The sequence below is a fragment of the Hydrogenophaga sp. L310 genome, assembly GCF_055703065.1.
The window spans coordinates 539,164-554,246 of the sequence record NZ_JBVPZA010000001.1; the positions used below are offsets into that span (position 1 = coordinate 539,164).

At 63.6% G+C, this 15,083-nt stretch carries 11 protein-coding genes; 8 read left to right on the top strand and 3 right to left on the bottom strand.

Annotation, left to right across the window (positions count from 1 at the left end; translation table 11 throughout):
* Nucleotides 1-64 precede the first annotated feature (64 nt).
* From phbB to AC0GNO_RS02640, 5 genes are all read left to right on the top strand, one after another.
* Complete coding sequence (gene phbB / locus AC0GNO_RS02620) at nucleotides 65-802, top strand: acetoacetyl-CoA reductase (RefSeq protein ID WP_472887140.1); 738 nt, start codon at nucleotides 65-67, stop codon at nucleotides 800-802.
* Nucleotides 803-953: 151 nt separating this feature from the next.
* Nucleotides 954-1,976 (top strand): tRNA dihydrouridine(20/20a) synthase DusA, encoded by a 1,023-nt coding sequence (dusA, locus tag AC0GNO_RS02625; RefSeq protein WP_472887139.1) that lies wholly within the window; start codon nucleotides 954-956, stop codon nucleotides 1,974-1,976.
* A gap of 176 nt (nucleotides 1,977-2,152) precedes the next feature.
* Entirely contained in the window at nucleotides 2,153-4,075 is a 1,923-nt protein-coding gene (locus tag AC0GNO_RS02630) for a PrkA family serine protein kinase (RefSeq protein WP_472887138.1), read from the top strand.
* Between the two features lie 43 nt (nucleotides 4,076-4,118).
* Nucleotides 4,119-5,387, top strand: a complete 1,269-nt coding sequence (locus tag AC0GNO_RS02635) for a YeaH/YhbH family protein (RefSeq protein WP_472887137.1) — start codon at nucleotides 4,119-4,121, stop codon at nucleotides 5,385-5,387.
* Nucleotides 5,384-6,961, top strand: a complete 1,578-nt coding sequence (locus tag AC0GNO_RS02640) for a SpoVR family protein (RefSeq protein WP_472902841.1) — start codon at nucleotides 5,384-5,386, stop codon at nucleotides 6,959-6,961. Before AC0GNO_RS02635 ends, AC0GNO_RS02640 begins: the two co-directional genes overlap by 4 nt.
* Nucleotides 6,962-6,991: 30 nt before the next feature.
* Here the strand turns inward: AC0GNO_RS02640 and AC0GNO_RS02645 are convergent, their stop codons facing one another.
* From AC0GNO_RS02645 to AC0GNO_RS02655, 3 genes are all read right to left on the bottom strand, one after another.
* Complete coding sequence (locus tag AC0GNO_RS02645) at nucleotides 6,992-8,278, bottom strand: NAD(P)/FAD-dependent oxidoreductase (protein ID WP_472887135.1); 1,287 nt, start codon at nucleotides 8,276-8,278, stop codon at nucleotides 6,992-6,994.
* Nucleotides 8,279-8,437: 159 nt separating this feature from the next.
* Nucleotides 8,438-9,328, bottom strand: a complete 891-nt coding sequence (locus tag AC0GNO_RS02650; protein ID WP_472902842.1) for a Dyp-type peroxidase — start codon at nucleotides 9,326-9,328, stop codon at nucleotides 8,438-8,440.
* A gap of 105 nt (nucleotides 9,329-9,433) precedes the next feature.
* Nucleotides 9,434-10,069 carry a GntR family transcriptional regulator gene (locus AC0GNO_RS02655; protein ID WP_210825163.1) on the bottom strand — a complete coding sequence of 212 codons (636 nt, stop codon included), beginning with the start codon at nucleotides 10,067-10,069 and terminating at the stop codon, nucleotides 9,434-9,436.
* A gap of 141 nt (nucleotides 10,070-10,210) precedes the next feature.
* Here AC0GNO_RS02655 and scpA point away from each other — a divergent pair, with 141 nt between their 5' ends.
* Genes scpA through AC0GNO_RS02670 form a run of 3 tightly spaced genes read left to right on the top strand, consistent with a single transcriptional unit; the run spans nucleotide 10,211 to nucleotide 14,930 of the window.
* Complete coding sequence (gene scpA / locus AC0GNO_RS02660; protein WP_472902843.1) at nucleotides 10,211-12,367, top strand: methylmalonyl-CoA mutase; 2,157 nt, start codon at nucleotides 10,211-10,213, stop codon at nucleotides 12,365-12,367.
* Complete coding sequence (gene meaB / locus AC0GNO_RS02665; RefSeq protein WP_472902844.1) at nucleotides 12,364-13,368, top strand: methylmalonyl Co-A mutase-associated GTPase MeaB; 1,005 nt, start codon at nucleotides 12,364-12,366, stop codon at nucleotides 13,366-13,368. The genes scpA and meaB overlap by 4 nt, the downstream gene beginning before the upstream one ends.
* Before the next feature lie 29 nt (nucleotides 13,369-13,397).
* Nucleotides 13,398-14,930, top strand: coding sequence for an acyl-CoA carboxylase subunit beta (locus tag AC0GNO_RS02670; RefSeq protein WP_472887130.1), 1,533 nt, complete (start codon nucleotides 13,398-13,400; stop codon nucleotides 14,928-14,930).
* The last annotated feature ends 153 nt before the right edge of the window (nucleotides 14,931-15,083 follow it).

A 15,083-nucleotide genomic window follows, 5' to 3' on the forward strand; every position in this document is an offset into this window, starting at 1 on the left:
CAAAGACACTTTCTTCGATCACATTTTTTCCGCCACATCGGCAACACCTAGAGGAGCAAACAACATGAGTCAAAAAGTAGCGTACGTCACCGGCGGCATGGGCGGCATCGGTACCGCCATCTGCCAGCGCCTGCACAAGGAGGGTTTCAAGGTCATTGCTGGATGTGGCCCCACGCGCGATTTCACCAAGTGGCTGGACGAGCAGAAGGCCCTGGGCTACAGCTTCTACGCGTCGGTGGGCAATGTGGGTGACTGGGATTCCACCGTCGAGGCCTTCACCAAGACCAAGGCCGAACACGGCAGCATCGACGTGCTGGTCAACAACGCCGGCATCACCAAGGACCGCATGTTCCTGAAGATGTCCCGAGAAGACTGGTCGGCCGTGATCGAAACCAACCTGAACTCCATGTTCAACGTGACCAAGCAGGTCGTGCCCGACATGGTCGAAAAGGGCTGGGGCCGCATCGTCAACATCTCGTCGGTGAACGGTGAAAAGGGTCAGGCTGGCCAGACCAACTACTCGGCCGCCAAGGCCGGCATGCACGGTTTCTCGATGGCACTGGCGCAGGAACTGGCCACCAAGGGTGTGACGGTCAACACCGTGAGCCCGGGCTACATCGGCACCGACATGGTCAACGCCATCCGTCCCGACGTGCTGGAAAAGATTGTTGCCACGGTGCCGGTCAAGCGCCTGGGCAAGCCGAGCGAAATCGCCTCCATCATCGCCTGGCTGGCCAGCGAAGAAGGCGGCTATGCCACGGGCGCCGACTTCTCGGTGAACGGTGGTTTGCACATGGGGTAATGGCTCCCCCTGCGCCGGGCTTCGCCCGTCACCCCCCAGGGGGCGGCACTGGCGGACCGGCGGAGCCGGATCCGCTGTGCCCTGAGCAAGGCATCTTGCTCATCGACCCCGCTTCGGCGGGGTTTTTTGTGGGCGCTGGGATAATCGGCGCATGTCTGTTTCTTCCCTTGCACCTTCGCCCTGGCGTTTGTCCGTCGCCCCCATGATGGGTTGGACGGATCGCCATTGCCGCTACTTCCACCGCTTGCTCACACGCCACACGCTGCTCTACACCGAAATGGTGACCACCGGTGCCCTGATCCACGGCAATGCGGCGCAGCACCTGCACTTCAATGAAGAAGAGCATTCGGTGGCATTGCAGCTCGGCGGCAGCGAGCCGGCCGATCTGGCCACTTGCGCGCGGCTGGGTGAACAGCGTGGTTACGACGAGATCAACCTCAACTGCGGGTGCCCCAGCGAGCGGGTGCTGCGCGGCGCTTTCGGCGCTTGCCTCATGGGTGAACCGAAGCTGGTGGCCGACGGGGTGAAGGCCATGGTGGACGTGGTGGACATCCCGGTCACGGTGAAGCACCGCATCGGCATCGACCGGGTGGAGAGCTACGACTTCGTTCGCGATTTTGTCGGCACCGTGGCCGATGCGGGTTGCAAGGTGTTCATCGTGCACGCACGCAACGCCTGGCTGAAGGGCCTGTCGCCGAAGGAGAACCGCGAGATTCCGCCACTGCGTTACGAGCTGGCCTACCAGCTCAAGCGTGACTTCCCGGCGTTGACCATTGCCGTCAACGGTGGTATCACCACCCATGAGCAGATTGCTGGCCATCTGGAGCAGATCGACGGCGTGATGATCGGGCGCGAGGCGTACCACAATCCCTGGCTCATGTCCGAATGGGATGCCCGCTTTTTTGGGGCGCCAACCGAAGGATCCATGATGACGCGCGAAGCGGTCGAGCTGGCGATGGTGGAATACATGGAGCGTGCTGCTGCTGAAGACGGCGCGCCCTGGTATTCCATCGCCAGCCACATGCTGGGTTTGCGCCATGGTTTGCACGGCGCGCGCAAGTGGCGCCAGGTGTGGAGCGACCACCGGTTGAAACCCTTGCCAGCGCGGGAAGTCTGGGCCATGGCGCAGAACCATGTGAACACGAACAAGGAAGGTGCATTCGCTGAGGTGTGATCTGAACTTTTCCGGACCGGCATCCTCACACGCTCAGGATCTGTAGAAGACACCTGTTTCGGGTGGCGCGGGTCCGGGGCCAGGTGGGACGAGGGTATCCGGCTGGCGCCAGCCCTGGCGGGGAGCGGGTCGGGGTTGGTGGATTTGCATGAGTGCGCTCCAGACTAGGAGGTCGTATGGATGCCGTCCGTCATTTCCTGACCCGATACGAGCAGACGCGTGAAGACGAGCTCTCGATCGAGGAATACCTGGATGCCTGCAAGCGCGATCCGCTGGTGTATGCCACAGCGCCCGAGCGCATGCTGGTGGCCATCGGCGAGCCGGAGTTGCTCGACACCCGGCACGACCAGCGCCTCTCGCGCATCTTCGGCAACAAGGTCATCAAGATCTACCCCGCGTTTCGGGACTTCTACGGGCTGGAAGAACCGATCGAGCAGGTGGTCTCCTATTTCCGCCACGGGGCCCAGGGGCTGGAGGAGCGCAAGCAGATCCTCTACCTGCTCGGGCCCGTGGGCGGCGGCAAGTCCTCGATTGCCGAGCGCCTGAAGCAGCTCATGCAGCAGGTGCCGTTCTACGCGCTCAAGGATTCGCCGGTCAACGAATCGCCGCTGGGCCTGTTCAACGCGGCCGAAGACGGCGAACTGCTGCACACGCAATACGGCATCGCGCCACGCTATCTGGAGCGTGTCATGTCGCCCTGGGCTGTCAAGCGGCTGGAAGAGTATGGCGGCGACATCCGGCGCTTCCGGGTGGTCAAGCGCTTTCCCTCGGTGTTGCGGCAGATCGCGATCGCCAAGACCGAGCCGGGCGACGAGAACAACCAGGACATTTCTTCGCTGGTCGGCAAGATCGACATCCGTCGTCTCGAAACCTTTGCCCAGGACGACACCGACGCCTACAGTTACTCGGGTGGCTTGTGCCTGGCCAACCAGGGCTTGCTGGAGTTCGTGGAGATGTTCAAGGCACCGATCAAGGTGCTGCACCCGCTGCTGACCGCGACCCAGGAAGGCAACTTCAAAGGCACCGAAGGTTTCGGCGCAATCCCGTTCGACGGTATCGTGATGGCGCACTCCAACGAGAGCGAGTGGAAGGCCTTCCGCAACAACAAGAACAACGAAGCCTTCCTCGACCGCATCTACATCGTCAAAGTGCCGTACTGCCTGCGGGTGACGGAAGAAATCAAGATCTACGAGAAGCTGATCCGCAACTCGTCGCTGTCGCAGGCCGTCTGTTCCCCAGGTACGCTGAAGATGCTGGCGCAGTTTGCGGTCTACACCCGCCTGAAGGAGCCCGAAAACTCCAGCATCTTCAGCAAACTGCTGGTCTACGACGGCGAGAATCTCAAAGACACCGATCCCAAGGCCAAGAGCTACCAGGAGTACCGCGACTACGCGGGCGTGGACGAGGGCATGAGCGGCATCTCCACGCGCTTCGCGTTCAAGATCCTCTCGCGGGTGTTCAACTTCGACAGCACCGAGGTGGCGGCCAACCCGGTACACCTGATGTATGTGCTGGAGCAGCAGATCGAGCGCGAGCAGTTCCCGGCCGAGACCGAGCAGAAGTACCTGGCCTTCATCAAGGAGACGCTGGCGGTGCGCTACGCCGAGTTCATCGGCAAGGAAATCCAGACCGCCTACCTGGAGTCGTACTCCGAGTACGGCCAGAACATCTTCGACCGCTATGTGACCTACGCCGACTTCTGGATCCAGGACCAGGAGTTCCGTGACACCGACACCGGCGAGATCTTCGACCGGTCTTCGCTCAACGCCGAGCTGGAGAAGATCGAAAAGCCCGCCGGCATCAGCAACCCGAAAGACTTTCGCAACGAGATCGTCAACTTCGTGCTGCGCGCACGGGCCAACAACGCGGGCAAGAACCCGCTGTGGACCAGCTACGAAAAGCTGCGCGCGGTGATCGAGAAGAAGATGTTCTCCAACACCGAAGACCTGTTGCCGGTGATCTCGTTCAACGCCAAGGCCAGCGCCGACGAACAGAAGAAACACGAAGACTTTGTCAACCGCATGGTCGACAAGGGCTACACCACGCGCCAGGTGCGCCTTCTGTGCGACTGGTACCTGCGCGTGCGCAAGAGCTCCTGAGCGCCCGGGGCCGTTGTCCCGAAAACCAGAAAGGCGGGTCTCCATGCTGCAGCAGATCGTCGATCGCCGGCTGTCGGGCAAGAACAAGTCCATCGGCAACCGCGAGCGCTTTTTGCGCCGTTATCGCGACCAGATCCGCGACGCGGTGAAGAAGGCCGTCTCCGGCCGCAGCATCCGGGACATCGAGCAGGGCGAAGACATCACGCTGCCCCGGCGCGATGTGTCCGAGCCGGTGTTTGGCCACGGCCAAGGCGGGGTGCGCGAGACGGTGCACCCGGGCAACCGCGAGTACGTGCGGGGCGACCGTGTCGGTCGGCCACCATCGGGTGGCGCGGGCGGAGGCGGACGGGGCAGTCAGGACGGTGGCGGGGAAGACGATTTTGTTTTCCGCATCACGCGCGACGAGTTCATGCAGATCTTCTTTGACGACCTGGCCTTGCCGCACCTGGTGCGCACGCAGTTGTTGCCCGATGCACCCGAATGGAAGTCGCAGCGCGCGGGCTACGTGTCGGCTGGCAACCCGGCGAGTCTGCACGTGGTGCGCTCGATGCGCACTTCGCTGGGGCGGCGCATTGCCATGGGCGGTGAACTGCGGCAGCACCTGCGCGAACTGCAGGACGCGCTGGCCAAAGCCGAGCGGCTGGACAGCACGCCGCGCGAGGAAATCCATGCGCTCCAGCAGCGCATCGAGGCCTTGATGCGCCGGGTGCGCCGGATTCCGTTTCTCGATCCGCTGGATCTGCGGTTTCGCAACCGGGTGCGCATTCCGCAGCCGACCGCCAAGGCGGTGATGTTCTGCCTGATGGATGTGTCGGGCTCGATGGATGAGGAGCGCAAGGACATTGCCAAGCGCTTCTTCATCCTGCTCTACCTGTTCCTGCAACGGCACTACGAACGCACCGACGTGGTGTTCATCCGCCACCACACGCAGGCCGCCGAGGTGGGGGAAACCGAGTTCTTCCAGGCGACCGAAAGCGGGGGCACGGTGGTCTCCAGCGCGCTGACGCTGATGCACGAGGTCATCCAGGCGCGCTATCCGCCGGGCGACTGGAACATCTACGGCGCCCAGGCCTCGGACGGTGAAAACTGGTACAAGGATTCGGCGCTGTGCCGTGATCTGTTGCAGCAGAAGCTGCTGCCCCTGGTGCGCTACTACGCCTATGTGCAGGTCGCCGGCGACGAGCAGAACCTCTGGGAAGAGTACGACCAGGTGCGCCGGAACGAGCCGAACTTTGCCATGCGCCGGATCACCGATGCCGCCGACATCTACCCGGTGTTTCGCGAGCTGTTCAGGAAGGCAGGTACCTCATGATGCACGCCGACGATGTCCCGCTGGAACCGGTGCCCGAGATTGGCGGCGATCCCGCTCCCGCTCCCGCGGGCCGGGACCGGCAGCCCTTGCCCTGTCCATCGGACTGGACCTTTGAACTCATCGAGACCTACCACGCAGAGATTGCGCGCGTGGCGCGCGACTTCGGACTGGACACCTACCCGGTGCAACTGGAGGTCATCACCGCCGAACAGATGATCGATGCCTACGCTTCGGTGGGCATGCCGGTCAACTACCGCCACTGGTCCTTCGGAAAGCAGTTCATCGCGACCGAGAAACACTACCGGCGCGGTCAGATGGGGCTGGCCTACGAGATCGTGATCAACTCCGATCCCTGCATCGCCTACCTGATGGAAGAGAACACCATGACCATGCAGGCGCTGGTGATCGCGCACGCCTGCTACGGCCACAACTCGTTCTTCAAGGGCAACTACCTGTTCCGCATGTGGACCGACGCCGAGTCCATCATCGACTACCTAGTCTATGCCCGAAACTATGTCACGGAGTGCGAGGAGCTGCATGGCATCGAAGCGGTGGAGGCGTTGCTGGATTCGTGCCATGCGCTCATGAGCCAGGGCGTGGACCGCTACCGGCGTTCGCAAAAGCCTTCGCTGGCGGAGGAAGAGGTGCGGCGCAAGGACCGCGAGGCCTATCTGCAGCAGCAGGTCAACGACCTCTGGCGCACCCTGCCCAAGGGGTCGGACAAGCAGGTGGAAAAGTCCAGCCGGCGTTTCCCGCCCGAGCCCGAGGAGAACCTGCTGTACTTCATCGAGAAACACGCGCCGCTGCTGGAACCCTGGCAGCGCGAGGTGGTGCGCATCGTGCGCAAGGTGGCGCAGTATTTTTACCCGCAGCGCCAGACCCAGGTGATGAACGAAGGATGGGCCACGTTCTGGCACTACACCTTGCTCAACGCCCTGTACGACGAGGGCCGCCTGACCGACGGTTTCATGATCGAGTTCCTGCGCTCGCACACCAACGTGGTCTGCCAGCTGCCGGTGGGGCACCCGGGTTACAGCGGTGTCAACCCGTATGCGCTGGGCTTCGCCATGTTCAGCGATCTCAAGCGCATCTGCGAAAACCCCACGCTGGAAGACCGGCAGTGGTTTCCCGATCTGGCGGGCAGCGACTGGCGATCGACACTGCATCACGCGATGCGGAACTACCGCGACGAGAGCTTCATCGGGCAATTTCTGTCACCGCGGCTCATGCGCGAGATGCGGCTGTTTTCCATCGTCGATGACGCGGCAGAACTGGAACTGGAAGTGGTCGCCATCCACGACGAGGCGGGCTATCGACGGGTTCGCGAAGCGCTGGCGCGACAACACGACCTGAGCGAACGGGAGCCCAACATCCAGGTCTGGAATGTGGCCGTTCGCGGCGACCGTTCGCTCACCTTGCGCCACAGCCGCCAGCACGACCGGCCCCTGAGCGACGACGTCCGGGAGGTGCTCAAGCACGTGTCCCGCCTGTGGGGCTTCAAGGTGCAGCTCGAAAGCGTGGACAGCCACGGCAAGGTTGTGCAGCGCTGGGAGGCGGAACCCGCGCCGCACTGAGGGTGCGTGCCACCGCGCTTCGCAGCTGGATCAAGGGCCTTGTTTGCCCTTGAGCTTGGTGATGCCGATGAAGTCCATGATGAGCTTTTCGTAGATCGGCTCGGACGTGCCCTTCTGCATCTTGCGCATGAAGTACTTCTCGAACGCGACCTTGGCCAGGTGCACCCACTTGCCTTCGCTGAACCAGCTCACGTTGCGCGGCGGGATCTGCGGCAGGGCCACGAAGGCCGCGCCGGTGTCGCCGAAGTCGGCCAGGCAGACCGTGTTCCAGGTGGCCTTGTGCGTGGGCTCCTGGCCGTCGAGCAGTTCGCGGATGTTGTGCGCCGTCGCCGTGACCATGGACTCGATCATGTAGCCGGTCTTGGGCGTGCCGCAGGGGATGGGGGTGACCTCCACCGGCGGAATCGCGACACAGACACCGATGCTGAAGATGTTCTTGAACTTGGCGTTGCGCTGGTGCTCGTCGATGGTGATGAAGCCACGCGGGTTGGTCAGGCCTTCGATGCCGAACACCGCGTCCACGCCCTTGAAGGCGGGCAGCATCATGGAGTGCTTGAAGGGCAGCACGTGGTCCTTGATGGGCTTGCCCTGGTCGTCGTGCTCGGTGACGAACATCTGGCCCGCTTCCACCTTGGTGGTCTTGGCGTTGCAGATCCACTTGATGTGGCGCTGGCGCATGGCCGATTCGAGCATGCCCTTGGAATCGCCCACGCCGCCCAGGCCCAGGTGGCCGATGTAGGGCTCGGAGGTCACGAAGGTCATGGGCACCTTGTCGCGGATCTTGCGCTTGCGCAGGTCGGTGTCCATGATCATCGCGAACTCGTAGGCCGGGCCGAAGCACGAAGCGCCTTGCACGGCACCGACCACGATCGGGCCGGGCGCCTGCACGAACGCGTCCCAGGCTGTCTTGGTGGTCTCGGCGTGGCTGACGTGGCAGATCGACTGCGTGTGGCCGCCAAACGGACCCAGGCCCTCGACCTCGTCAAACGCGAGCTTGGGGCCGGTGGCGATGACGAGGTAGTCGTAGTCCACCCGGCTGCCGTCTTCCAGTTCGACCTGGTTGGCGTCCGGGTGGACGCGTTTGGCGCGCTGGATGATGGACTCGATACCTTTTTTGGCCAGCGCCGGGGCGATGTCGACCTCGATGTCTTTTCGGGTGCGCCAGTTCACCGCCACCCAGGGGTTGGACGGGACGAAATGGAACTTGGGTGCTTCGCTGATGACCGTGACCGTGTCGCCGGGCCGGGCCAGTGCCTTCATTTCATAGGCCATGGGCATGCCGCCGAGACCGGCGCCGAGAATGACGATTCGAGCCATGGGTATATCTCCGTCGCGATGGTTGGGTGGGATAAGAATTATTAAATCCGCAATTGCTTATATTGAGCGCACATGAGGTACAGGTGTCTTGGTATATACCCTATGGTGTATGGCGTCGAAGCACAGTGGGCCTCACTTCTTCTGTGCTCCGACCAGTGTTTATACGCCCACTGCGCGCAGGTCGATGAGCCCTTCTTTCACAGGCGGGCACCAGAAATAGGCGCCGGTTTCGGGTTCGGTGAAGGTGAACAGGGCGTCGGTCAAACCATCTTCAGCGCCCGACATGCGGCGCAACAGGGCCTCGTAGGCGTCGAACGAGTGGCCAAACGCGGTGAAAACGAGGCCACCTTCATTGCCCTCGGCCCAGGGCATGGAACGGCGCAGCACAAAGGCCTCGGGATCAAAGCTTTCCTGCGCGGTGCGCTTCACATGGGCCGATTCGGGTGCATCGTCGATTTCTTCGTTGGTGTCGTGGGTGCGGCCGAAGGTGTGGTCCTGCTGTTCGCGGGGCATGGCCTCAAAGCGACTCATGTGGTGGCGCCAGCGCTGCACTGCCACAAAACTGCTGCCCGCCAGCAGGCCCGCACTTTCGGGCAGAAAGGCCGCGGCCAGGGCCTTTTCACCCTCGGGGTTTTCGGTGCCGTCTTCGTAGCCGGTGAGGTCTCTGCCGTTGTCGTGGTTGAAGGCATCGGTGATGTCGGTCACGTCGAAGGCGGGTGCGAGCAGGGTTTCAATGTGACGGCTGCGGATCAGCAGATGGCCACGGTCGGTGCCGCGCAGCCAGACCAGCAGGTCGGTCGGGGTGGCGGGCAGTTTGATGAGGGCGCCATCAATGCCGCAGAAGGTCTTGAGCCCGGGAATATCCGCGCCAAGTTCGCGCACCAGCGAAGCGCCCAGCGCCACCACGGTGGACAGCCCATCGGCCTGGCTGCCCAGTCGGCGCAGCACCGTCCGGGGCTCGGCGCCCACGCGCAACTGGCAGGACAGGTAGCGGCCCTGGGCCGGAATGGGTTCAAGAATGCCGGGTTGGGCCAGATGGGCAACGGACATGGGGACTCCTGGGACTTGTCGGATCACATACCCCCGCCCGGTGTTTGACGGGCAGGGCCTGGCCCGGAATTTACCAGTGAGCCGGCCGCAGAAGGCCGGGTTGTGTCAGGTCGCGGCTTCGAGCCCGTTCTGGAAGTGCTCGTGCATGCGCTGCTGGGTCAGCGCGGCGTTGCGCGCGAGCAGGGCGGTCATGATGGCGCGGTGTTCGGCGAGCGACTCGTCGATGCGCCCGGTCTTGAACAGCGAGTTGTGGCGGTTCAGCTTCATGACCTTGCGCAGGTCGGCCACCATCTGCTCCCGCCAGCGGTTGCTGGCGATTTCGAGCAGGCGCATGTGAAAGCGCTCGTTCAGGGCGAAGAAGCGGTTGCGGTCGTCGGCGGCGGCTTCGAGCTCGGCGTGCAGCCCCTGGAGCTCGGCGAGTTCGGCGTCGCTCGCGCGCTGCGCCACCACGCCCGCAGCGTCCGACTCCAGCAGCGCCAGCAGGTGGTAGACGTCGGCCAGGTCCTTGTCGGACACTTCTGTCACGTAGGCACCGCGGCGCACCTTCATGGTCACCAGGCCTTCGGCCGCCAGCACCTTCAGCGCTTCGCGCAGCGGCGTGCGACTGATGCCGTATTCCTCGGCGATCTTGAGCTCGTCGATCCAGCTGCCGGGCTCCAGTTCGCGGCTGAAGATGCGCTGGCGCAGCAGCTCGGCGACTTCTTCATACAGGGCGCGGGGGGCGAGGGACAGGGCGGACATGGGGCGAGTGGTTGGGAAAACGGTGTGTGACGGGCTGCTGATTGTAAGTCCGCAGGAATATTTTGCATCAATAATTATGAATGATATAAAATCGCCGACGCCCCCGAGTCTCCCTTCAGTTGTTACAAGTACCTGCCTGCCATGAGCCACAAACAGCCCGAATTTGCCCCCGCCACCCTCGAAGCCTGGACCAAGGCGGCCCAGAAGTCCGCGCCCGGCGGTGACGTGAACGCGCTGAACTGGTTGACGCCCGACGGCATCAGCGTCAAGCCGCTGTACACGGCAGAAGACACGGCAAACCTGCCGTACGCCAACACGCTGCCGGGTTTCGAGCCCTTCATCCGCGGCCCGCAGGCCACCATGTACGCGGTGCGCCCATGGACGATCCGCCAGTACGCCGGGTTTTCCACCGCCGAAGAATCCAATGCCTTCTACCGCAAGGCGCTGGCTGCGGGCGGGCAGGGTGTGTCGGTCGCATTCGACCTGGCCACGCACCGGGGCTATGACAGCGACCACCCGCGGGTGACCGGCGACGTGGGCAAGGCCGGCGTGGCGATCGACTCGGTCGAGGACATGAAGGTCCTGTTCGACCAGATTCCGCTCGACAAGGTGTCGGTCTCCATGACCATGAACGGCGCCGTGCTGCCGGTGCTGGCCGGCTATGTGATCGCGGCCGAAGAGCAGGGCGTCTCGCAGGACAAACTGTCCGGAACGATTCAGAACGACATTCTGAAAGAGTTCATGGTTCGCAACACCTACATCTACCCGCCCGAGCCGTCGATGAAGATCATCGGCGACATCATCGAGTACACGGCCCAGCACATGCCGAAGTTCAACTCGATCTCGATCTCGGGTTACCACATGCAGGAAGCGGGCGCCAACCAGGCGCTGGAACTGGCCTTCACCCTGGCCGACGGCAAGGAGTATGTGAAGACCGCCATCGCCAAGGGCATGGACGTGGACGGTTTTGCCGGGCGCCTGAGTTTCTTCTGGGCGATCGGCATGAACTTCTACCTGGAAATCGCCAAGATGCGCGCGGCCCGTCTGCTGTGGACGCGCATCATGAAGGGCTTCGACGCCAAGAACCCCAAGAGCCTGATGCTGCGCACGCACTGCCAGACCTCCGGCTGGTCGCTGACCGAGCAGGACCCGTACAACAACGTGGTGCGCACCACCATCGAAGCCATGGCGGCGGTGTTCGGCGGCACCCAGAGCCTGCACACCAATGCCTTCGATGAAGCCATTGCACTGCCCACCGACACCAGTTCGCGCATCGCCCGCAACACGCAGCTGGTGATCCAGGAAGAGACCCACATCACCAGCGTGGTCGACCCCTGGGCCGGCTCTTACATGATGGAGTCGCTCACGCAGGAAATGGCCGACAAGGCCTGGGCCATCATCGAAGAGGTCGAAGCCATGGGCGGCATGACCAAGGCCGTGGACAGCGGCTGGGCCAAGCTGAAGATCGAAGCGGCGGCGGCCGAGAAGCAGGCGCGCATCGACTCGGGCAAGGACGTGATCGTTGGCGTCAACAAATACAAGCTCAAGACCGAAGACGCCATCGAGGCACGCGACATCGACAACGTGGCGGTGCGCGACGGCCAGATTGCTCGACTGAAACAGATCAAGGCCAATCGTGACGCAGCCAAGGTGGAAGCGGCGCTCAACGCGCTGACGGCTTCCGCCGAATCCGGCCAGGGCAACCTGCTGGACCTGTGCATCCAGGCTATGCGCCTGCGCGCCACCGTGGGCGAGGTGAGCGATGCACTGGAGAAAGTTTTTGGGCGCCACCGCGCCGATACACAAAAGGTGACCGGTGTGTACGCTGCTGCTTACGATTCCGCCGAAGGCTGGGATGCCTTGAAGACAGAGATCAACGACTTTGCCACCGCGCAAGGTCGCCGTCCGCGCGTGATGATCAGCAAACTCGGCCAGGACGGCCACGACCGCGGCGCCAAGGTGGTGGCCACGGCCTTCGCCGACCTGGGCTTCGACGTGGACATGGGCCCGCTGTTCCAGACGCCCGAAGAATGCGCCCGCCAGGCGATCGAGAACGACGTGCACGCCGTCGGCGTGTCCACGCTCGCCGCCGGTCACAAGACCCTCGTGCCGGCCATCATTGCCGAGTTGAAGAAGCAGGGCGCCGACGACATCATCGTGTTCGTGGGCGGCGTGATCCCGCGCCAGGACTACGAGATGCTGTACGAGGCTGGCGTCAAGGGCATCTATGGCCCCGGCACGCCCATTCCCGCCAGCGCGAAGGACGTGCTGGAGCAGATCAAGAAGGCGCTTGCGTGATTCCTGCCGAGTTGCAGGCCGGTGTGCTGACCGGCACCGGCGCCGTACAGCGTCGCGCCATGGCCAAGGCCATCACGCTGCTGGAATCGACCCGCGCCGACCACCGTGCGCTGGGCGATGCGTTGCTGACAGCGCTGCTGCCGCACACCGGCCAGTCGTTCCGGCTCGGCATCAGCGGTGTGCCCGGCGTGGGCAAGAGCACCTTCATCGAAGCGCTGGGCCTGTTCCTGATTGCGCTGGGCCACCGCGTGGCGGTGCTGACCATCGACCCCTCGTCCACCGTCTCGGGTGGCTCCATCCTGGGCGACAAGACCCGCATGGAGCACCTGAGCGTGCACGAGAAGGCCTACATCCGCCCAAGCCCGAGCAGCGGCACGCTGGGGGGCGTGGCCGAGAAGACGCGCGAGGCCATGCTGGTCTGCGAAGCCGCGGGCTACGACATCGTGATGGTGGAGACCGTGGGTGTGGGCCAGTCTGAGACCGCCGTGGCCAACATGACCGACATGTTCTGCCTGCTGCAACTGCCGAACGCAGGCGACGACCTGCAGGCGATCAAGAAGGGCGTGATGGAGCTGGCCGACCTGGTGGTCATCAACAAGGCCGACATCGACCCCGACGCCGCCACCCGCGCCCGCGCGCAGATCACCTCTTCATTGCGCCTGCTCGGTTTGCACGGTCACCCCGAGCATGCTCACCATGATCACAACATCTGGCACCCGCAAGTGATCCAGATCAGCGCGCTGCACAACCAGGGCGTGGACAGCTTCTGGGCCGAAGTGTCCCGATTCCGCACGGTGCAGACCGCCAACGGCCGGCTCGCCGCGCGCCGCCAGCACCAGGCGGGCGCCTGGATGTGGGAGCGCATCGACGCCGGCCTGAAACAACGCTTCCGTGAACACCCGCAGATCCGCGCGCGGCTCGACGACACCACCCGCCGGGTGCTGGCCGGTGAACTGCCGGCGTCGACCGCCGCCCGCCAGTTGCTTGAACTGTTTGACTGAATCCGAACCGATTTTTCTGGAGAAAACGCATGCAAGAAATCCTGGACCAACTGGAGCAAAAGCGCGCCGCAGCCCGCCTTGGCGGCGGGCAGAAGCGCATCGACGCGCAGCACGCCAAGGGCAAGCTGACCGCGCGCGAGCGGCTGGAAGTGCTGCTTGACGAGGGCACGTTCGAAGAGTGGGACATGTTCGTCGAACACCGCTGCACCGACTTCGGCATGCAGGACAACAAGATCCCCGGCGACGGCGTGGTCACGGGCTACGGCATGATCAACGGCCGCCTGGTGTTCGTCTTCAGCCAGGACTTCACGGTCTTCGGTGGCGCGCTTTCCGAAGCGCACGCCGAGAAGATCTGCAAGGTGATGGACCAGGCCATGAAGGTCGGCGCGCCGGTGATCGGCCTGAACGATTCGGGCGGCGCCCGCATCCAGGAAGGCGTGGCCTCGCTCGGCGGGTATGCCGACGTGTTCCAGCGCAACGTGATGGCCAGCGGCGTGGTACCGCAGATCAGCATGATCATGGGCCCCTCGGCCGGCGGTGCGGTGTATTCGCCCGCCATGACCGACTTCATCTTCATGGTCAAGGATTCGAGCTACATGTTCGTCACCGGCCCCGAAGTGGTGAAGACCGTGACGCACGAAGAAGTGACCGCCGAAGAACTGGGCGGCGCTGTGACGCACACGACCAAGAGCGGTGTGGCCGACCTCGCGTTCGAGAACGACGTCGAGGCGCTGCTGATGCTGCGCCGGCTCTACAACTACCTGCCGCTCTCGAACCGCGAAAAGGCGCCCGTGCGCCCCAGCGGCGACCCGATCGACCGCATGGAGCTGAGCCTGGACACGCTGGTGCCGGACAACCCGAACAAGCCTTACGACATGAAGGAACTGATCGTCAAGACGGTGGACGACGGCGACTTCTTCGAGCTGCAGCCCGAGTACGCGAAGAACATCCTGATCGGCTTCGCCCGCATGGACGGCCAGACGGTGGGCATCGTGGCCAACCAGCCGCTGGTGCTGGCGGGTTGCCTGGACATCAAGAGCTCGATCAAGGCGGCGCGCTTCGTGCGCTTCTGCGATGCGTTCAACATCCCGGTGATCACCTTCGTGGACGTGCCCGGCTTCATGCCCGGTACTTCGCAGGAGTACGGCGGCATCATCAAGCACGGCGCCAAGTTGCTCTACGCCTACGCCGAGTGCACGGTGCCCAAGATCACCGTGATCACGCGCAAGGCCTACGGCGGTGCCTACGACGTGATGAGCTCCAAACACCTGCGCGGCGACGTGAACTTTGCCTGGCCCAACGCCGAGATCGCGGTGATGGGCGCCAAGGGCGCGGTTGAAATCATCTTCCGCGAAGAGAAGAAAGACCCGGCCAAGCTGGCCGGGCGCGAGGCCGAATACAAGGCCCGCTTCGCCAACCCCTTCGTGGCCGGTGCACGCGGTTTCATCGACGACGTGATCCTGCCGCACGAGACCCGCAAGCGCATCTGCCGTTCGCTGGTGATGCTGAAGGACAAGAAGCTGGAAAACCCGTGGCGCAAGCACGGCAACATTCCGCTGTGATTTCTTTTGTGCGTGCCATGGTTTTCTCTGACGCTGAATCGGGCGGCGCGGACGTTTTGCTCCGTGTCCCCCGCGCTGCGCGCTCCTCCTTTACCTCCGCAAAACGCCCGCACCACCCGATTCCGAGTGACGCGTGTTCGGCCGGTTTCGTCC